The 20173-nt window shown below is 65.7% G+C and carries 16 protein-coding genes and 1 pseudogene; 10 read left to right on the forward strand and 7 right to left on the reverse strand.

Annotated elements, in window-relative coordinates; translation table 11 throughout:
* Positions 1 to 12: 12 nt before the first annotated feature.
* Positions 13 to 468 carry a MarR family winged helix-turn-helix transcriptional regulator gene (locus RAD16_RS38830; RefSeq protein ID WP_458163145.1) on the forward strand — a complete coding sequence of 152 codons (456 nt, stop codon included), beginning with the start codon at positions 13 to 15 and terminating at the stop codon, positions 466 to 468.
* 120 nt (positions 469 to 588) lie between these two features.
* On the opposite strand, the gene RAD16_RS38835 is transcribed toward RAD16_RS38830, so the two are convergent.
* Both RAD16_RS38835 and trhA read right to left on the reverse strand, forming a co-directional pair.
* Positions 589 to 1383 carry an SDR family oxidoreductase gene (locus tag RAD16_RS38835; RefSeq protein WP_458163146.1) on the reverse strand — a complete coding sequence of 265 codons (795 nt, stop codon included), beginning with the start codon at positions 1381 to 1383 and terminating at the stop codon, positions 589 to 591.
* A gap of 73 nt (positions 1384 to 1456) precedes the next feature.
* Positions 1457 to 2152: a PAQR family membrane homeostasis protein TrhA gene (gene trhA / locus RAD16_RS38840; RefSeq protein ID WP_458163147.1), complete on the reverse strand. Its 696-nt coding sequence runs from the start codon at positions 2150 to 2152 to the stop codon at positions 1457 to 1459.
* 183 nt (positions 2153 to 2335) lie between these two features.
* Between trhA and RAD16_RS38845 the strand changes: the two genes are divergently transcribed.
* Positions 2336 to 3805: a YcjX family protein gene (locus RAD16_RS38845; RefSeq protein ID WP_458163148.1), complete on the forward strand. Its 1470-nt coding sequence runs from the start codon at positions 2336 to 2338 to the stop codon at positions 3803 to 3805.
* Positions 3802 to 4830 (forward strand): YcjF family protein, encoded by a 1029-nt coding sequence (locus RAD16_RS38850; RefSeq protein ID WP_458163149.1) that lies wholly within the window; start codon positions 3802 to 3804, stop codon positions 4828 to 4830. The genes RAD16_RS38845 and RAD16_RS38850 overlap by 4 nt, the downstream gene beginning before the upstream one ends.
* 235 nt (positions 4831 to 5065) lie before the next feature.
* On the opposite strand, the gene RAD16_RS38855 is transcribed toward RAD16_RS38850, so the two are convergent.
* A complete protein-coding gene (locus tag RAD16_RS38855) occupies positions 5066 to 6631 on the reverse strand; it encodes a glycosyltransferase family 39 protein (protein ID WP_458163159.1) in 1566 nt (521 codons plus the stop codon).
* Positions 6632 to 7055: 424 nt separating this feature from the next.
* On the opposite strand from RAD16_RS38855, the gene RAD16_RS38860 reads away from it, so the two are divergent.
* From RAD16_RS38860 to RAD16_RS38875, 4 genes are all read left to right on the forward strand, one after another.
* On the forward strand, positions 7056 to 8783 hold the full coding sequence (locus RAD16_RS38860) for an adenylate/guanylate cyclase domain-containing protein (RefSeq protein ID WP_458163150.1): 1728 nt from the start codon (positions 7056 to 7058) through the stop codon (positions 8781 to 8783).
* Between the two features lie 216 nt (positions 8784 to 8999).
* Positions 9000 to 10199, forward strand: a complete 1200-nt coding sequence (sorA, locus tag RAD16_RS38865) for a SorA family sulfite dehydrogenase catalytic subunit (RefSeq protein WP_458163151.1) — start codon at positions 9000 to 9002, stop codon at positions 10197 to 10199.
* 12 nt (positions 10200 to 10211) lie between these two features.
* A complete protein-coding gene (sorB, locus tag RAD16_RS38870) occupies positions 10212 to 10520 on the forward strand; it encodes a SorB family sulfite dehydrogenase c-type cytochrome subunit (protein WP_458163152.1) in 309 nt (102 codons plus the stop codon).
* Between the two features lie 208 nt (positions 10521 to 10728).
* Positions 10729 to 10929, forward strand: a complete 201-nt coding sequence (locus RAD16_RS38875) for a cold-shock protein (protein WP_008563500.1) — start codon at positions 10729 to 10731, stop codon at positions 10927 to 10929.
* A gap of 173 nt (positions 10930 to 11102) precedes the next feature.
* On the opposite strand, the gene RAD16_RS38880 is transcribed toward RAD16_RS38875, so the two are convergent.
* Positions 11103 to 11564, reverse strand: a complete 462-nt coding sequence (locus RAD16_RS38880) for an Lrp/AsnC ligand binding domain-containing protein (protein WP_018643717.1) — start codon at positions 11562 to 11564, stop codon at positions 11103 to 11105.
* A 114-nt stretch (positions 11565 to 11678) separates the two neighbouring features.
* On the opposite strand from RAD16_RS38880, the gene putA reads away from it, so the two are divergent.
* From putA to RAD16_RS38895, 3 genes and pseudogenes are all read left to right on the forward strand, one after another.
* Positions 11679 to 14678 carry a bifunctional proline dehydrogenase/L-glutamate gamma-semialdehyde dehydrogenase PutA gene (gene putA, locus RAD16_RS38885; RefSeq protein ID WP_458163153.1) on the forward strand — a complete coding sequence of 1000 codons (3000 nt, stop codon included), beginning with the start codon at positions 11679 to 11681 and terminating at the stop codon, positions 14676 to 14678.
* A 296-nt stretch (positions 14679 to 14974) separates the two neighbouring features.
* Positions 14975 to 16180, forward strand: a complete 1206-nt coding sequence (locus tag RAD16_RS38890) for a CaiB/BaiF CoA transferase family protein (protein WP_458163154.1) — start codon at positions 14975 to 14977, stop codon at positions 16178 to 16180.
* An 8-nt stretch (positions 16181 to 16188) separates the two neighbouring features.
* Positions 16189 to 16608: pseudogene (locus RAD16_RS38895) on the forward strand (glutathione S-transferase family protein); the annotation flags it as partial.
* Between the two features lie 247 nt (positions 16609 to 16855).
* Here the strand turns inward: RAD16_RS38895 and RAD16_RS38900 are convergent.
* The 3 genes from RAD16_RS38900 to RAD16_RS38910 form a co-directional block, all read right to left on the reverse strand.
* Positions 16856 to 17020: a hypothetical protein gene (locus tag RAD16_RS38900; protein ID WP_370986189.1), complete on the reverse strand. Its 165-nt coding sequence runs from the start codon at positions 17018 to 17020 to the stop codon at positions 16856 to 16858.
* Positions 17021 to 17091: 71 nt separating this feature from the next.
* Complete coding sequence (locus tag RAD16_RS38905) at positions 17092 to 18618, reverse strand: hypothetical protein (RefSeq protein ID WP_458163155.1); 1527 nt, start codon at positions 18616 to 18618, stop codon at positions 17092 to 17094.
* A 100-nt stretch (positions 18619 to 18718) separates the two neighbouring features.
* Positions 18719 to 19717, reverse strand: coding sequence for a hypothetical protein (locus RAD16_RS38910; protein WP_458163156.1), 999 nt, complete (start codon positions 19715 to 19717; stop codon positions 18719 to 18721).
* Between the last annotated feature and the right edge of the window lie 456 nt (positions 19718 to 20173).

The following is a 20173-nucleotide window of genomic DNA, read 5'->3' on the forward strand; positions in this document are numbered from 1 at the left end:
GGGAGTCAAGATGTGGCTGAACTCGCGCTGATCGACGACATCCGTGCCGCCTCGCGGCTGATGGTGCGCGAGCTCGGCTTCATGGATGCGACGGTGGCGGCCTCGGACTATCCGCCCTCGGCCGTGCACACGATCCTGGAGATCGGCATCCGCGGGCCGCTGACATCAGGCGAACTCGGCGATTTCCTGCGGCTGGAGAAATCCAGCGTCAGTCGCCTGGTGCGCAAGCTGATCGATTGCGGCGAGCTGCGCGAGATGCCGGATGAGGCGGATGCCCGCAGCAAGCTGCTCTCGCTGACGGCAAAAGGCCGCCGCACGCTGGAGGCGCTGCATGCGTTCGGCCGACAGCAGGTGCGCGGCGCGCTGGCGGCGCTGACCGAGGCAGAGCAGCGCACGGTGCGCGAGGGGATGATGCTCTATGCGCGGGCGTTGCGGGCGAGCCGGGTGGAGGATAGGGCGTCGGCATGAGGTGTCGTAGCCCGGATGGAGCGAAGCGCAATCCGGGGTTATTGCCGCATGCTATATCGGCCCCGGATTTCGCTTCGCTCCATCCGGGCTACGAGACCGCGATCGCGGCGACAGCGTCGGCTACTTCCCGAACTCCTCCCGCATCTTCGCCTGGATCTTGGCCATCCCGCCGATCCAGCGGTCGTAATTCTCGGTCTTCTTGCGCATGTAGCCGATCACTTGCGGATGCGGCAGGATCAAAAACGTCTCCTGCTCGAGGCCGGCGAGCACGTCCTTGGCGACCTGCTCGGGTGTGAGATCGCCGTCGCCGGATTGCGGGCCCTTGGGGATCGAGCGCAGCATGTTGGTATCGACGCCCTGCGGGCAGAGGATCGAGACCTTGATATTGTCAGCCTTGTGCGAGATCGCGAGGTTTTCGGCAAAGCCCACCGCCGCATGCTTGGTCGTCGAATAGGCGGGGCTGCCGACCTGCGACAGCAGGCCCGCGGCCGAAATGGTGTTGAGGAAATAACCGCCGCCGCGCGCCTTCATGCGGGGGATGAGGTGCCGCGCCGCATAGACATGGGCCATGACGTGGATCGCCCAGCTGCGCTGCCACGGCTCGTCGGAGGCGCCGCCCGCATTCACCGACATCGGATCGAAGCCGCCGCCGATGCCGGCATTGGAGCAGAACAATTCGATCGGGCCGAACTGCCGCTCGGTCTCCTCGATGACGTGAGCAATGTCCTTTTCCTGCGCGACGTCGCATTTGAAGGCCGCGCCATCGACCATAGCGGCAACGGCCCGCGCATTGGCGGCGTCCATGTCGGCGACGACGACCTTGGCCGCGCCCGCCTTGTGAAAGGCCTCGCACAGCGCCTTGCCGATGCCGTTTGCGCCGCCCGTGACGACCACGACCTTGCCGGTCACCTGCATGCGACGTCTCCTCTCTTTTTGTACAGCGCTTCGCGTGTACGCCGCTCAGCTTATGCCGCTGCGCGGAACATGCTCAGCTCAACACGAGGTCGAGCACCGCGGTATAATGGCATGCCGCGCCGGCCAAGACAAAGCCGTGCCAGATCGCATTCTGGAAGCGCAACCGCCGCCAGGCGTGGAAGATCACGCCAAAGCTGTAGAGCAGGCCGCCGGCAATGATGAAGCCCAGCACCAGCGCCGGCAGCGCCCTGACCACGGCGTCGTAGAGCATCACGCCGCTCCAGCCCATCGCAAGATAGATGCCGACCGCGACGCGGTCGAACCGGCCGGGATAGAACAGCTTCAGCACGATGCCCAGGATGGCGACGCACCAGACGCCGCCAAGCAGCACCAGCGCGAACACGCTGTCCTTCACCTCCAGGATGAACGGGGTGTAGGTCGCGGCGATCAAGAGATAGATCGCGGAATGATCGAACCGCCGCAGCAGCCACTTGGCCGGCGAGATCGGCCAGAGATTATAGGTCGCCGACAGCACCAGCATCGAGAGCAGCCCGGCGACATAGATCGAGACGCCGACGATGTTGGTGGCATCGGCATAGATCGCGGTCAGCACCACCAGCACGGTCGCGGCGATGATGCCGGAGAGCACGCCGATGGCGTGGACTACACCGTCGGCGATCAGCTCGGCGCGGTCGTAATTCCAGCCGATCGCGTCGGCCGCGGCGTGGACGGAGGTCGAGGCGAGCTGTTTCAATTGGAAGACGGTCATGGCAATCCGCAAAGGCTGAGGCAATGCCCTCTTGTATCGGTCTTTCGGGACCGGCGCGTCGTTCAAACGGCTGATTTGCCGACAAAGGCGGTGGAAGTATGAAGCTTGATTTTCCTCACGCAATTGCCACTTTTGTGAACGGCTACACTGTTCCGCCCCGCCCCCGAGATCATTCACGTTCATATGGCATTCAGCTTTCAGGATATGGTCGAAGAGGCGCGCCTGTCGGCCCGGGCGCTGATCGACTATGGCGAGCATTTCTTCAATCCGACGGTGCGGCTTGGTGTCACCGGCCTGTCGCGCGCCGGTAAGACCGTATTCATCACTGCACTGATCCACGGGCTGACGCGCGGCGGCCGGTTTCCGGTGTTCGAGGCCTATGCATCGGGCCGGATCGCGCGGGCGCATCTGGCGCCGCAGCCTGACGACGCCGTGCCGCGTTTTGCCTATGAGAACCATCTGCGCGCATTGATCGAGGAGCGGCGCTGGCCGAACTCGACGGTCGATATCAGCGAGCTGCGCCTCGTCATCGACTACCAGCGCCCGAACGGCGCCGACCGCACGCTGACGCTCGATATCGTCGACTATCCCGGCGAATGGCTGCTCGACCTGCCGCTGTTGCAAAAGAGTTTTGAGCAATGGTCCGCCGAGAGCCTTGCGCTGTCGCGCGAGGCGCCGCGCGCGCATCTGGCCACGGACTGGCACGCACATCTCGCAACGCTCAAGCCCGAGGCGCGCGAGGACGAGCAGGCCACGCTCACGGCTGCAAAGCTCTTCACAGACTACTTGCGCGCCTGCCGCGACGAACGGTTCGCGATGAGCCTGCTGCCGCCCGGCCGCTTCCTGATGCCGGGCAATCTCGCCGATACCCCGGCGCTGACCTTTGCACCGCTCGACGTGCCCGCAGACCGGCAGGCGCCCGAGGGATCGCTGTGGGCGATGATGGTGCGCCGCTATGAAGCCTACAAGGACATGGTGGTGCGGCCGTTCTTCCGCGATCACTTCGCCCGGCTCGATCGCCAGATCGTGCTGGCCGATGCGCTCGCCGCATTCAACTCCGGCCCCGAGGCGCTGCACGATCTCGAAGCCGCGCTGGCCGGCATTCTCGATTGCTTCAACATCGGCCGCAGCACCTTGCTCTCCAACCTGTTCCGGCCGCGCATCGACCGCATCCTGTTCGCGGCGACCAAGGCGGACCATCTGCATCACTCCAGCCACGACCGGCTCGAGGCCGTGCTGCGCCGCGCGGTCACGCGCGCCGTAGCGCGTGCGGAAAACACCGGCGCGGAGATCGACGTCGTCGCGCTCGCCGCGGTGCGCGCCACGCGCGAGGCGCAGGTCTCGCATGGCCGCGACAAATTGCCGTCGATCCTGGGAACGCCGGCCGCCGGCGAAAGCGCCAATGGCGAGTTCTTTGACGGCAACACGGAGGTTGCGACATTTCCCGGCGATTTGCCGCTCGACCCCGAGCCACTGTTCAACGGCATCGATGCGTTCCGCGGCCTCTCGACGCAGATTGCCGAGAAAAGCGATTTCCGCTTCCTACGCTTCCGTCCACCCAGGCTCGAACGCGAGGGCACGAACGAGCCCACTCTGCCACATATCCGCCTCGACCGTGCCTTGCAGTTCCTGATCGGAGACAAGCTCGCATGAACGACCGATCCCAGCCGCGGCGACCGGCGACGTTCCGGCTCGACGATCCCGGCGTCGTCGTCACCGAAGCCGACGAGACCAGCCGTCTCAGCCGCGCCACCATCCAGATCACGCCGGAGCACGATCCTCAGGCGCTGCCGGTGCCGATTGATCCCGCGCGCACTGCGCGGCGCGGCTTTCCCTGGGGCACGCTGTTCTGGTCGGGCCTTGCTGGGCTGACGCTGCTCGGCACCGGGCTTGGCGTCGTGCATCTCATCGAAGATCTGTTTGCACGCAGCGAAACGCTCGGCTTTGTCGGCGTTGCCTTCGCCTTCGTCACCGCACTGGCGCTCGCGGTGGTGATCGGGCGCGAGGCCTTTGGCTTGGCGCGCCTTGCGACCATCGAGAAGCTGCATCAGCGCGCGGCCGCCGTCCTTGCCAGCGATGACCGCAAGGAAAGCCGCGTCATCGTGCAGGACCTGCTCAAGATCGCGCATCAGAACCCGCAGCTCGCGCGTGCCCGCGCCACGCTGGAGAGCCACACCGGCGAGATCATCGACGGCGCCGATATGATCCGCCTCGCCGAGCGCGAGCTGATGTCGCCGCTGGACGCGGAAGCGCGGCGGCTGGTGTCCTCAGCCGCACAAAAAGTCTCGATCGTCACGGCGGTGAGCCCGCGCGCGGCGATCGACGTGCTGTTCGTGTTCGTCGCCGCGCTGCGCCTGATCCGCCAGCTCGCTTATCTCTATGGCGGCCGCCCCGGCGCGCTCGGCATGATCCGCCTGCTCCGCCACGTCGTCGCCCATCTCGCCATCACCGGCGGCATGGCCGCGAGCGACAGCCTGGTGCAGCAGATGCTGGGCCATGGCATCGCGGCAAAGCTGTCGCAGCGGCTCGGTGAAGGCGTGCTGAACGGGCTGCTGACGGCGCGGCTCGGATTGGCCGCGATCGACGTCACAAGGCCGCTGCCGTTCGCCGCCCTGCCGCCGCCAAAACTGTCGGACCTCGCGACGGATCTGCTGCGGAAGAAAGACGACGAGGAGTAGCTCGTTGCGCTAGCCGCGCGCTCGCTGCACCCTCTCCCCTTGTGGGAGAGGGTGGCTCGCCGCAAAGCGGCGAGACCGGTGAGGGGTATCCCTCCGCGAATACAGATCTATCCGTATGGATAGAGACCCCTCATCCGGCGCCATAGCCGAAGCTCCGCTTCGGCGTTCCTAAGAACGGCGGCCGCAGGCCGCCTATGCCACCTTCTCCCACAAGGGGAGAAGGGAAGAGGCCACGCTAGGCGAGCGAACCCGCTTCAAATTCCCCGGCCAGCACCCGCCACTGAAACAACGGCGAATCCTTCGGCGGTGACAGCTCCGGCGTCCACCCATCGAGCTTCTCAATCACATAGGTATCCGTCAGCACGCCGCGCCAGCGGCGTTCGACCTGGCCGAGTTGCTCGCGCTTCGCGGGGATGCTGTCCCACAGCGATGAGCGATTGTCGGGCTCGCGGCCGACATAGATGCCGGCGTGGCCCTTGACCTTGTCCATGCCGGGATCGCGAAAATCCTGGAAGCGGCCGCGCTCGTTGATCTCGATCACGGGCACGCGGCCGCGGAACAGCCAGCGCATCATGGCGTAGGTGCGGTAGTCCGTGGTCGCGATCCAGGTTGCGCCGGTCTCGTCGAGCGCGGCCTGCGCGCGCGCGGCGACCTGCTCATAGCCGGCCTCGGCGCCGACCGGATCGATCTTGCCGAGCAGATTCCAGGGCGCGACGACGTAATAGAGGAACACGATGACGACGAAGGCGATACCCGAGATAACAGCCGTCTTCAGCCAGAACAGGCTCGAGCGGATCAGCCACGCCGGCCATTTTTCGCGCGACAGCATCACGAGGTTCACCGCGGCAGCGGCAAAGCCGACCGGCCACATGAACATCGGCCAGGTGTCGCCGACCCGGAGCGTCAACGACTTGAACAGGAAATAGAGGAACGGCACCAGCACCGCGGTCGACAGCAGGATCGCGACCGGCTCACGCGTGCGATAGCCGCGCCATGCGGTGATCGCGAGGCCCGTGAGCACCACCGGCAGCATCACGAAACCGACCAGGCCGAATTGCAGGCCGATGTAATCGCCGATCGTGCGCAGCGAGATGCCGTAATTGGCGGTGGCGCGCACGCCCTGGAAACGGAACGAGGCCCAGTCGTGCTGCGCGTTCCAGATCAGCACCGGCGAGAACACAGCGATGGCGACCAGCACCGCGAGCCAAGGATACGGGCTGCGCAGCCAGCGCCAGCGCCAATCCGGCACCAGCAGGAAGGCGGCCACCGCCGGCGCGAACATGATCGCGGTGAATTTCGACAGCATCGATAGCCCGGCGAACAAGCCGGCCGCGAGCCACCAGCGGCCGTCGTCGCTCTGCGCCAGCCGCACCAGCGACCACATCATCGCCACCGCAAACGGGATCATGGCGACGTCGGGCGCAACCTTGGCCATCAACAGGCCGTAATAAAGCGCGGCCTCCGGCATCAGCACCGCGAACAAGATCGCGCGGGCATCATGGGTGAGGCGACGGACGATGTCGGCGAGCAGCAACTGCGTGACCAGCATCGCGACGATGCCGCCGAAGCGGACGCCGAGCGGCGTGTCGCCGAAGATCGCGGTGCCAAAGCGGATGAACCAGGCGATCATCGGGGGATGGTCGAGGAAGCTCAGCGCGCCCTCCTTCGACCAGGTCCAGTAATAGGCCTCGTCGGTGCGCAGCTCGATGGCCGAGGCGTAGACGATGCGCAGCGCGGTCATCGCGGCGATGACGAGCACGGCGATGATGAGGGGCCGGCGCGCGGCGCCGCCGGGGTGCATGGTGATGTCAGGGGCTGTCGTCACGGCCGCGCTTTTCGCCAACCTGGGAGGGGGAGTCAATGCGGGGAAGAGGCCACAACTGCCGGTGTCGTCCCCGGGGCGCGGCGCAGTCGCGAGCCCGGGACCCATAACCACAGGGAGGGGTTGCCGCCCCACCTGATAACTCCGAGTCTTCGCCAAACGTCTCCCTGTGGTTATGGCGACGAGCGCAAGCGCTCGCGCGGGGGTCCCGGATCTGCGCTCCGCTTCGCTGCGCTTGTCCGGGACGACGGCGGAGAGATGTGGGCGCCTTTGCCCACCCTACGGTTCTGTAACCTTGCTACGGTTTCGTAACCTTGCCGCGCATGTGATCGGGCAAACTGTCCGCGGGCGGAATTAAACGCTAGGCTGGCTGTTCTCCTTCATGAACTGATACAAGCGAATCATGGCGACCGCTCCTGCACACGTGCCCGAACTCGTCCGTGCCACCAGCGTGCGGCAGGTGCGGCTGGTCTGCGGAATCATCCTGTTCTCCTACGTGGTCAGCCATTTCCTCAACCATGCGCTCGGCAACATCTCGGTCGATGCCATGGAGGTCGGGGTCTACTACCACACGGCGTTCTGGCAGTTCCTTCCCGTTGCGATCGTGTTCTACACGGCCGCGCTGACCCATATGGGGCTCGGCATCTACGCGCTGTATCAGCGCCGGCAGTTTCGCTGGAAGACGATCGAGCCGCTCCAGCTCGTGCTGGGCTTGAGCATCCCCGCGCTCGTCATGGCGCATGTGATCGGCGTGCGGCTCGGCCTGACGCTGTACGGGCACCAGAAGCTCTATCCGCAGGAACTCTATCTGTTCTTCTCGTCGAACCGCATCTGGACGATGACGGTCCTGCTGACCATCGCCTGGATCCACGGCTGCATCGGCATCTATTTCTGGCTTCGCCTGAAACCGTTCTTCGCGCGCGCCGCGCCCTATCTGCTCGCAGCCGCCGTGCTGATCCCGACGCTGGCGCTGCTCGGCGTCTACCAGGGCGGCCGCAGCGTCATGGTCGAGGCCGACGACGGCGAATGGCGCACGCACAATCTCACCCGCCGCCAGCTGGGCACGGCCGCCGAGGCCGAGACGCTCGACCGCATCACCGGCGGCCTCACCATCGGATATTTCGGACTGCTGGGACTCGCGCTGGCGGCGCGCGGCGTGCGTGCCTTGCGCGAGCGGCGCGGCGGCATGATCGCGCTGTCCTACGGCAACGGCAAGACGGTGCGCGTGCCCAAGGGTCTTTCGGTGCTGGAAGCAAGCCTGCGTCACAATCTTCCGCATGCCAGCGTGTGCGGCGGCCGCGCCCGCTGCTCGACCTGCCGCATCCGCATCATCGGCGATCATGCTGCACTGCCCGAGCCGTCGCAGCGTGAGGCCTTCGTGCTCGCCCGCGTCGGCACCGCCGATCCCTCGATCCGGCTGGCGTGTCAGTTGCGGCCGGACTGCGACCTCTCCTTCTTCCAGCTCTTCACCCCGCACACGCATTCGGCCGACGGGCAGACCTCGACATCGACCAGGATCGGCCAGGAGCGCTATCTCGTCAGCCTGTTCGTGGACATGCGCGGCTCGACGCAGCTCGCCGAGAAGCGGCTGCCGTTCGACACCGTCTTCATCGTCAACCGCTTCCTCGGCGCGGTCTCGCAAGCCGTGATCGAGCATGGCGGACAGCCGAACCAGTTCGTCGGCGACGGCATGCTGGCGCTGTTCGGGCTGTCAGCCGATCCGCAAACCGCCTGCCGGCAGGCCCTGAAAGCCGCGACCAGCATCGCCACGCATATCGACGAGCTCAACGAGCTCCTCAGTCATGATCTGCGCGAGCCGATCCGCTTCGGCATCGGCATTCACGGCGGCGAGGTCATCATCGGCGACATCGGCTATCGCGATCACATTGTGTTCACCGCGCTCGGCGATGCCGTGAACGTCGCCGCCCGCCTCCAGGACATGACCAAGACGCTCGTCTGCGAAGCCATCGTCTCGGAGGAAGTCCGCCGCACCGCCGGCCTTGCCGACGATGCACTGCCGCAACAGGAAGTCGCGATCCGCGGCCGCGACGAGCCGATGGCGGTGCGCGTGGTTGCAGACACGCGGAAGCTGTCGGCGCTGGTTGATCGCGGCGAGCGCGTCGCGGCTTGATCTCTCCCCACCTCTCCCCGCAAGCGGGGCGAGAGAGCGCACCGTCGCCGCGGCCGCAACCCAATCTCGTTACGAGCGTAACACCGGCTTGCTGCAACGCAGCGGCATGGGCTTGCTGCGAAAGCACGAATTGACTTCATCCAAATGGTTGAGACAGATGGACGCGGGATCGCGGTGATGACCGCTGGTTCAACGAAAAGCTCCGGGAGGAGACCCATGTTCGATCGACGCGACCTGCTCAAAGGAGCGGGGCTTGCCGCCATGGCGGCCACACTGAATTCCACCAAGGCGCTGGCCCTCGACACCGTCACGCTACCCTTCGCCAATGGCGAACGGCCGCTGGTGAAATATCCGCAGAAGCGGCCGCTCATTGGGCTCACCAGCCGGCCGCCGCAGTTGGAGACGCCATTCGCGGTGTTCAGCGACGGGCCGATCACTGCGAATAACGCGTTCTTCGTGCGCTACCACCTGTCCGACCTGCCCTACAATCTCGACCCCGACAAGTTCACGCTCGAGGTCAAGGGCAAGGTCGACAAGCCGCTGAAGTTGTCGCTCAAGGACATCAAGAAGATGAAGGCGACCGAGATCGTCGCCGTCAATCAATGCTCCGGCAACAGCCGCGGTTTCTCGGAGCCGCGCGTTGCCGGCGGCCAGCTCGCCAACGGCGCCATGGGCTGCGCGCGCTGGCGCGGCGTGCCGCTGAAGGCCGTGCTGGAGATGGCCGGCGTGCAGGCGGGTGCCAAGCAGGTCACGTTCAACGGTATGGACGGCCCGGCCAGCGACAAGACGCCCGACTTCGTCAAGGCGCTCGATCTCGATCACGCCACCGACGGCGAGGTGATGCTGGCCTACGGCATGAACGGCGAGGATCTGCCGTTCCTCAACGGCTTCCCGCTGCGGCTGGTCGTGCCCGGCTATTACGGCACCTACTGGCTCAAGCATCTCAACGAGATCACCGTCATCGACAGCGTCTATGACGGCTTCTGGATGAAGTCGGCCTATCGCATCCCCGACACCCCGAACAACGCGATCGAGCCGGGCACGACGCCGAAGGCGACGATCCCGATCAACCGCTTCACCATCCGCTCGTTCATCACCAGCGTCGCCGACGGCGCCAAGCTGAAGGCGGGCAGCACGACGCTGCGCGGCATCGCCTTCGACGGCGGCAAGGGCATCAAGGAGGTCCAGGTCTCCTCCGACGGCGGCAAGACCTGGATCAATGCCAATCTCGGCAAGGATCTCGGCAAATACGCATTCCGCGAATGGAAGCTGCCGGTGAAGCTCGCGGCGGGCCAGGTCGAGCTGAAGGTCCGCGCTACCGGCAATGGCGGCGAGACGCAGCCGGACACGCCGCGCTGGAACCCGGCGGGTTATTTGCGCAACGTCGTCGAAACCGTCCGCGTCAGCGTGGCCTGAGGGAGAATGATCATGCAGCGCACCGTTCTCCTCGCCGCCTCACTCACGCTCGCCGCCCTGGTGGTGTCGGCCCTTGCAGCGCCGGTCAACTACAAGACCCCCGATGAAGTCGCGACGTTCAAGCCCGGGCCCAATCTCGAGGTCGTGCAGGGCAATTGCACCGCCTGCCACTCGTCCGACTACGTCGCCACGCAGCCGCCGATGAAGGACAGGAAAGGCTTCTGGCAGGCCGAGGTGACCAAGATGATCAAGGTCTATGGCGCACCGATCGACGATGCCGACGTCGGCAAGATCGTCGATTATCTGGCCACGACGTATTGACGGAGGACGCGCGGCATGCCGGTCATTTGACCGCGAAACGGGCAAAACCGGCAAAAACGCCGCGAAGTTGAGCGGAATTCGGCGAAAGGCTGATGTGGTTTGAGCTACCAAGCCCGCCACATTCCGCGTATCCTGTTAGGACCGAACCGGCCGGTTGGCGGGGATTGGCGGTTCGAGATCTTGGAGGAAGACCCGCGGAGAAGTCGTGATGGCTAAAGGTACGGTCAAGTGGTTCAACCCGACGAAGGGTTATGGATTTATCCAGCCTGCGTCGGGCGGCAAGGATGTGTTCGTGCATATCTCGGCGGTGCAGAAGGCCGGTCTGTCGACCCTCAACGAGGGACAGACGGTTGAGTACGAAGAGATCGCAAACCGGGGCAAGACCTCCGCAGAAAACCTCAAAGTATAAGCCCGTCAGCGTTTCGCTGCCTCCCGGATCATCTCCGGGAGCGAGGCCAAGAAAATTTAGAAGACGGCCAGTGCATTCGACGACAGGCGTTGCGATTGCACAAGGATGGCTATTTTTCCCGTGAAGGCCGCTGATTCAACGCCACCAGCAATGACAATCGCGACCGCACTTCCCTAGCCCACCGGCAACGGTGCGTCGCGCTTGATCTCTTCCATCACCGCATAGGTCCGCGTCTCGCGCACACCCGGCATCGACAGCAGGGTCTCGCCGAGGAAGCGTCGATAGGCGGTCATGTCCGCAAGCCGCGCCTTCACCAGATAATCGAATCCGCCTGCAACCATGTGACACTCCAGCACCTCGGGCGCGAGTTTCACAGCGCGTGCGAAGCGCTCGAAATTGTCGGGCGTGGTCTTGTCGAGCAGCACCTCGACGAACACCAAGAGACCGAGGCCGAGCCGGTGCGGATTGAGCCGCGCGCCGTAGCCTTCGACGAAGCCCTCCCGCTGCAGGCGCTTCAGCCGCTCGCCAATCGAGGTCGGGGACAGGCCGATGCGTTCGGCGAGCTCGACATTGGCGATTCGGCCGTCTTCCTGCAAAATCGAGAGGATTTTCCGGTCGATTCGATCGAGTTCCATATTTTATCTGGCCATATTGATATCTACCTTCATTTTCTAACGCGAAATCGCTAACTTGTCTATCGAACTACGGTCATGCGGGCCTTACCCTGGATTTCAGCCACAGGACACGCCATGCCAGAGATCCCGCCGCCCTTCACCGCCCCCTACGCCCCCGATGATGCCGAGATCGCCGCGCTTCTGTTGCCGGCGTCGCATCTGGCCCCGCCGCAGGAGGCGCGAATCGACCGCACCGCGACGCGGCTGATCGAGGCGATCCGCAAGCACGACGACCGGCTCGGCGGCGTCGAGGACATGCTGCGGGAGTTCGCGCTCTCGACCAAGGAAGGTTTGGCATTGATGGTGCTGGCCGAGGCGCTGCTGCGGGTGCCGGACGCGCGCACCGCCGACCAGTTCATCGAGGACAAGCTCGGCGAGGGCGACTTCATCCATCACGAGACCAAGTCCACCGCGTTCCTGGTCAACGCCTCCGCCTGGGCGCTCGGCCTGTCGGCGCGGGTGATCCAGCCCGGCGAGACGCCCGACGGCACCATCGGCCGGCTGGTGAAGCGGCTCGGCGCGCCCGCGGTGCGCACCGCGACGCGCCAGGCGATGCGGCTGATGGGCAATCATTTCGTGCTGGGCGAGACCATCGAGCAGGCGCTGGAACGGGGCAAGCCGCGCGCGGGCCAGAAGCCGCGCTATTCCTTCGACATGCTCGGCGAAGGTGCGCGCACGGCGGCCGACGCCAGGCGCTATTTCGACGCCTATGCCAGTGCCATTGAGACCATCGGCAAGGCGGCAGGCCCGCATCCCCTCCCCGACCGGCCCGGCATCTCCGTCAAGCTCTCGGCGCTGCATCCGCGCTTCGAGGCGATCAGCCGCGACCGCGTGATGACCGAGCTGGTGCCGCTGCTGCTGGACCTCGCGCAGCGTGCCAAGGCGCATGATTTGAACTTCACCGTCGATGCCGAGGAGGCCGACCGGCTGGAGCTGTCGCTCGACGTGATCGCGGCAACGCTCGCCGATCCCTCGCTTGCAGGCTGGGACGGATTTGGCCTGGCGATCCAGGCCTATCAGAAGCGCGCCAGCGCCGTGATCGACTATGTCGATACGCTGGCCCGCGCGCATGACCGCAAGCTGATGGTCCGGCTGGTCAAGGGCGCCTATTGGGACACCGAGATCAAGCGTGCGCAGGAGCGCGGGCTCGACGGCTATCCCGTGTTCACGCGCAAGGCGATGACGGATCTGAACTACGTCGCCTGCGCGTCAAAACTCCTCAGCCTGCGGCCGCGCATCTTCCCGCAATTCGCCACCCACAACGCGCTGACGGTCGCGACTGTGCTGGAGCTTGCGCACGGGAGCGGCGGCTTCGAATTCCAGCGCCTGCACGGCATGGGCGAAGCGCTCTACGAGCAGCTCGCCAAGGATCATCCCGAGATTGCCTACCGCACCTATGCGCCGGTCGGCAGCCATCGCGATCTGCTCGCCTATCTGGTGCGGCGGCTCTTGGAGAACGGCGCCAACTCGTCCTTCGTGGCGCAGGCCGCCGATTATCGCGTGCCGGTCCCGGCGCTGTTGCAGCGACCGGCGGATGCCATCGTCCGGCCGCAGGCGGCAGCGCATCCCAAGATTCCGCTGCCGGGCGATCTGTTCGGACCGGAGCGGCACAATTCGCATGGCGTCGAGTTCGGCGCGCGTGCCGCGCTCGGCCAGTTGCTCGCCGACGTCAAGGCCGGGACATCCGGCCTCAAGCCCATCACCGATGCAACGCCGGAACAGGCCAATGCGGCAGTGACTTCTGCGCGCGCCGGCTTTTTCGCCTGGAGCCGGACGCCGGCGGCCGCGCGCGCGGCGGCGCTGGAGCAGGCCGCGCATCTGCTCGAGAACCGCGGCGCGCAGTTCCTCGCGCTGCTGCAAAGCGAGGGCGGCAAGACGCTCGACGATGCGCTGTCGGAGCTGCGCGAGGCCGCCGACTTCTGCCGCTACTATGCCGCGCAAGGGCGCAAGCAGTTCGGCGTCGATGTCGCCATGCCGGGCCCGACCGGCGAGAGCAATGCGCTCGCCATGCGCGGCCGCGGCGTGTTCGTCGCGATCTCGCCGTGGAATTTTCCGCTGGCGATCTTCCTCGGCCAGGTCACGGCGGCGCTGATGGCCGGCAACAGCGTGGTGGCAAAGCCCGCCGAGCAGACCCCGCGCATCGCGCGCGAAGCGGTGGCCCTGCTGCACGAGGCCGGCATTCCCGAAAGCGCGCTGCATCTCGTCGCCGGCGACGGCCGCATCGGCGCGATGCTGACCGCGCATGCCGACATCGCCGGCGTCGTCTTCACCGGCTCGACCGAGGTCGCGCGGGCGATCAACCGGACGCTCGCCGCCAAGAACGGGCCGATCGTGCCGCTGATCGCCGAGACCGGCGGCATCAACGCGATGATCGCCGATGCCACCGCGCTGCCCGAGCAGGTCGCCGACGACGTCGTGACCTCCGCGTTCCGCTCCGCCGGCCAGCGTTGCTCGGCGCTGCGGCTGCTATTCGTGCAGGAGGACGTCGCCGATCGCATGATCGAGATGATCGCGGGCGCGGCGCGCGAGCTGAAAATCGGCGATCCCTCGGATGTCGCAACCCATGTCGGCCCGGTGATCGACCAGGAAGCCAAGCAGCGGCTCGATGCGCATATCGCGCGGATGAAGACGGAAGCGCGGCTGCACTTCGCCGGCACCGCGCCGGAAGGCTGCTTCGTCGCGCCGCATATCTTCGAGCTCAGGGACGCCGGCCAGCTCACCGAGGAGGTGTTCGGCCCGATCCTCCACGTCGTGCGCTACCGCGCCGAAAACCTCGAGCGCGTCCTGCAGGCGATCGAGCGCACCGGCTACGGGCTCACGCTCGGCGTCCATTCCCGCATCGATGACACGATCGAAGCCATCATCGACCGCGTCCAGGTCGGCAACATCTACGTCAACCGCAACATGATCGGCGCCGTGGTCGGCGTGCAGCCGTTCGGCGGCAACGGTCTGTCTGGAACCGGCCCCAAGGCCGGCGGCCCGCACTACCTCGCGCGCTTTGCGACCGAGCAGACCGTGACGATCAACACCGCGGCAGCGGGCGGCAATGCGGCATTGCTCGCGGGGGAGGAATGAGGCGGCAACTTTACTCCCTCGCCGTCACCCTGAGGTGGCCGCGCAGCGGCCCTCGAAGGGCGACGGCCCCGCTGCAGCCGGGCCGCTCATCCTTCGAGGCTCCGCATGGGCCGCGTTGCGTCCCATGCCTCGCACCTCCAGCGACAACCGCGCCGCGGTTGCGCGGGGATGACGGATTACCGCCCTGCGCCCGGCGCCGTTGCATCCCGGCAGAACATCGGTCTAATGCTCCCATGACTTGGCCCGCGCCAATTCCAGCGCGCGGGAAACAACAAGAGCGAGGGAGCAACGCCGCGATGGAAAAGGGCATTTTTGCAGGGCTCAAGGTTCTGGACTGCGCGAGCTTCATCGCTGCGCCCGCGGCTGCCACCGTGCTGTCGGATTTCGGCGCCGACGTCATCAAGATCGAGCCGCCCGGTGCCGGCGATCCCTACCGCAATCTGCCCAACATTCCAGGCTATCCGGGCAGTGAGCACAATTACGCGTGGCTGCTGGAAGCCCGCAATAAAAAGAGCATCGCGCTCGACCTCTCAAAGCCCGAGGCGCAGGCCGTGCTCTACAAGCTGGTGGAGGAGGCCGACGTCTTCATCACCAACATGCCGCCGCCGGTGCGCACCAAGCTCGGCATCACCTATGACCACCTCGCCCATCTCAACGACCGGCTGATCTACGCCTCCTTCACCGGCTACGGCGAAAAGGGCGAGGAAGCCAACAAGCCCGGCTTCGACAGCAATGCCTATTGGGCGCGCTCCGGCCTGATGGACCTCGTCCGCGCCGACACCCACACCACGCCGGCCCGTTCGGTCGCCGGCATGGGCGACCATCCCTGCGCCATGGCGTTCTACGGCGCGATCGTCACCGCGCTGTATCAGCGCGAGAAGACCGGCAAGGGCTCGCATGTCGCCTCCAATTTGATGGCGAACGGGGTATGGGCGGCGAGCGTGCTGGCGCAGGCCAAGCTGTGCGGCGCCAAATTCGCCGAGCGACGGCCCCGCGAGCGCGCGCTCAACGCCGTCGCCAACCATTATCAGTGCAAGGACGGCCGCTGGCTGATCCTGTCGCTGCTGAGCGAGGAGAAGCAGTTTCCGACGCTGGCCAAGTGCCTCGGACGCGAAGACCTCATCACCGATCCGCGCTTCGCCACCAAGCCCGACCGCCACGCCCGCTCGGTGGAGCTGATCAAGATTTTCGATGAGATCTTTGCCACCAGGGACCTCGCCGAATGGCGCAAGATCCTCGACGGCAACGGCCTCGTGTTCGGCATCGTCGGCATCCTCGACGACATCCCCAACGACAAGCAGATGCTCGACAACGAGGTGCTGGTGCCGTTCGAGAACGACACCATGCTCACCATCTCCAGCCCGATCTGGATCGACGGCGCCAAAAAAGTCCAGCCGCGCAAGCCGCCCGCCGTCGGCGAGCACAGTGACGAGATTTTGCGCGGCGCGGGATACGACGAGAAGGCGATCAAGCAGCTGCGGTCGTCGGGGGCTTTGGGGTAAGGCCCCCCGCCGGGCAATACGGCCGCTTCGGCGCCGAGACGGAGGCGGAAAAATTCGAGCTGCTGCGCTGGCTGTTCTGGGACAACCACAAGCTCACCGGCTACATGGCGACCTATCGCTTCATGCGAGCCTTCGCCGAGAAAAACGACCCGCAGGTGCTGAAGCATTTTCGCCGGCGGCTCGACGACTTCCTCGGCATTCTCGACGGCCATCTCCAGCGCAATGCTTTTGCGATCGGCAGCAAGCCGACGGTCGCCGATATCTCGATGATGGCCTATCTGCACTATCCGAGCGACGAGCACGGTTTTGATTTCGCCGCGAGCCATCCCGCCGTCCACGCCTGGCTCGGCCGCATGGCCGCCCTGCCCGGCTGGAAGCCGGCTTATGAGCTCTTGCCCGGCAAGCGGATGACGAACCACGCGAAGTGAGGTGCTCTCTCTTCTCCCTCTCCCCGTTCTTACGGGGGCACGACGAGCTACGCTCGCGCTGAGAGGGTTGGGGTGAGGGGCCTCTCTCCACACGAGAGATCGTCGAGAGACCTGTACCCCCTCACCCGGATGGCATCTTCGATGCAATCCGACCTCTCCCCGCAAGCGGGGCGAGGTGAACCCGCAGCTCGCTCCGCGCTTCAATTAGCAGCTCGTTCCGCGCTTTCAATTGGAAAAGTTTGCGCAGCTACCTCAGCGCCAGCCAGCCGAGCGTGAACAGGATGCCGCCGACGATCACGACCACCGCGACCGCCCAGGTGCTGACGCGGATGCTGCCGGTGACCTGCTTGGCTTCCTCATTGCGCGCGATCTCGCGATTGCGCTCCTTGTTGGCTTCGCTCGTGTCCGTCATGGGCTACCCAAATCGGCTTTCTTGCGCATGATCTGATCGGAAAACCGCACCACACTTTTCCGGATCATGCGCTAACGCGTCTTGATGAAGCACATGCCGATGCGGCTCGAGGCCGCGGCGGCCTGACAGGTCAGACCTTTTGCACAGCTCCATGACGTAAAACTCCTGTCCGGCGTTCCCGATCCCGCATTTTGCAGGGAACAATGCGCGCCCCAGCCGTCCTGATATTCGGTGCCGGCGAGTTCGGCGCTTCCCCGGGTCTGCGGCCGGCTGGCAAATCCGCGTGAGAAATCAGGGCGCTTGCCCGCGGCGAACGCGGTCAGGATGTCGCGGCGGCGGACCTGGTCGCCGAAGAAATGCGGCGAGGCCGGCACGATGGTCGAATTGGACGGCTTGTCCGCCAGCCAGTCGACGCCGGGGAAATGGAAGCCGCCGATGCCGCGGGTCTGGTGGCAGCCGGCGCAGGTGACATCGTTGAGGCGGCGCTGGAAGCCCGCGACCGAGCGGATGTTCTGCATGTCGCCGCGCGCGGCCGCCTGCTTCAACGCGCCGACCACGTTGTCGTCGGTGAAGACGGGCTCGTCGTTGCCTTCCCCTTGCATCATGCCGAACTCCGGCTGCAATGCCGAGGCATCGAGGCCGGCAGGCGTCGGCACCACCGCGGCTTTGGCCAGGAACTTCTCCGGAATCAGCACCGTGCCGCGATCGAACTCACGCAGATTTTCCGGCGCAAGCAGCCAATCCCTAAAATCGCGCCGGAGGGCGTCGTCCGCGACAATCCGGTCGCGATCGATCTGGTTCTCCAGCGTCGACTCCCCGAAGGTCTTGGTCGCGGCATTGTACTTGAACACCTTGAGCAGATAGTCGGAGCGGAAGTCGTGCAGCGCCGATTTCGGCGCGATCGACACCTGGATGTTGGTCTCAATGCGGTCGAGCATCGCATCGGAGCTGCTGCCGATCAGCCCCAGCCAGTCGCCATTGTCGAGCCAGCGCCGCGCGACCTCGGCGCAGGTGACCGGCTTGCCATTCGCATCGCTCTGGCGTGCATCCCGCGCCTTCATCACCAGATTGAACGTCATCGGCAGACGCGTCGCGGTCTTGCCGCCATCCGGCTTGTTCTCGAAACGCGCCAGACGGTAGATCAGCCGGATCTCGCCGCAGGACTCTTCCGACACATAGGCGCGGTCCATGCGGTTGACGATGCCGGCGAGCACGAAGCGCGTGTCGGGCGATTTCAGATTGGCGCGGTCGAACAGCTGCACGTCAAAGCCTTCGCCGACGCCGATGGTCTCGGTCGGATAGGCCGCCTTCTGCCTGATGACGTAACGGTCGAACTCCGCATCGATCGCGGGCGGGATGTCCTTGAGTTGCGGCAGGGACGAGAACAGCAGATCGGTCGTCAGGGGAGCATTCGCGCTGCGCTCCGGCCATAGCAGGCGCGGGATCGTGAGCGTGTCGTTCTGGTCGAGCTTGCGCAGCAGATCGGGATCGACGATCGCGGTGCCGCGCGTCAGGGCCGCGCTCTCGGCTGCGAACAGCGAGACAGTGCCGCCCAGCAAGACGGCGGCAGCAATGAGAATTCGCAACGCGCGGCTCATGCCTTCAGTAACACCGCGTGAGCCGGCCTATTCAAGTCAAAAGGCGCCTCACATGGTGGTGAAGCGCCTTCTTGAAGATCGGATATCAGCCGCTCAGGCTCTAGCGCGCCGTGATCAGGCCCTTGCTGGTGACGACCACCCAGCGGCCGTCCTGGCGGCGGATCGCATCGACGCGGCCGACGCCGGGGATGGGGTCGCCGGCATAGACCTCATAGAGGCCGTCGCGGCCCTCGATCAGTGCGCCGCCATTGGCGACGTCGCGCAGCCTCCAGCCCTCGAGCGTCGGCAGGCGGCCGACCTCGGTCTTGGGCGCCGCGAGTGCTGGAGCAGGAGCTGCGGCAGCGGTCGCAACCTGGGTCGGCGCGATCGAGCCCGTGGTTTCCTTGGGCGCGGCGGCGGCGGCCTGCGCCGGGGCGGCGGGCGACGTGGCGCGGAGCTTGTCGACGGTCTCGGACAGCTTTGCGATCTTGGCCATCGGCTCGGCCTGCGCCTTCTCGAGCTTGTCGAGCCGGTCGTTGGCGCGGTTGAACTGGCTGAGGCCGGTCTTGGAGGTGTGCTCGACATTCGCCTTGAGCGCGACGACGTCGGCATCGATCCGGGCCACCGAGGATTCCAGCGCGCTGGTGTCGGCGACCTGTGCCGGCGCGGGGGCCGGGGCTGCGAAATGCATCATGCCGGCGGTCGCGAGCGCGCCGCTGATGGCGCCGACGCCGGCGGCAATCGCCACCACCGCGGCCATCGCCGACAGGCGGCGCTTGTTGCCAGTCTCGCGCACTTCGTCCGCCTTCACATGGGGAGCGAACTCTTCGCGATCCCAGGAGCGCTCCGAGGGAGCCATGACGATGAGCTTGCCGGGCTTCGGCTCGGGCTTGGTCTCGGCTTTTGGCTCAGCTTTGGCTTCGAACTTCGGCACCTCGATCCGCGGCGGCTCGATCTTGGGAGCTTCGCCCTTGGGGGCCTCGGCCTTCACCGGATCGGCTTTGGGCAGTGTCTCATGGTCGGGGGCAATCGAGGGGGCCTCGATGCCGGCAGCCTCGACAGCCTGCGGCGCGGTCGCGGCGGCGTCGACGCTGTTATCCTGGGCAGCCTGCTCAGCCATTGGTTCGCTCACAGTTCAAATACTCCACGCTGGATTGACCTTTTGGTAACTTTCATTGCTTGCGAAATCCTTACCTCGGGACCCGCTTACCGAAATTTTAGGAAGTCATCCGGGGCCGAATTGGCCGGGAAAGTGGAACCGGTGTGGCTGGCGTGAAACAATTTGTCACTGCGAAGATGAACGGCGGCGCAATGGGCGGACACGAGGCGCGATTCCAGCTCCGTCATCCTGAGGTGCGAGGCGTGCGCTGCGAAGCAGCGCGCGCGGAGCCTCGAAGGATGAACGGACGAGCTGCAGCAGCCGGGCCGCCCATCCTTCGAGGCTCGCTGCGCTCGCACCTCAGACCGTATGTCCCTTTGCGGAACGGGGCGACTCACCCTCGATGCGACTGCGAGGGTTACCCGGATGGTCCGGGCAGAGCCTCACGCAAGGAGGGCGAGTCATGGGTGATTATAG

The sequence above is a fragment of the Bradyrhizobium sp. 18BD genome (assembly GCF_054185225.1).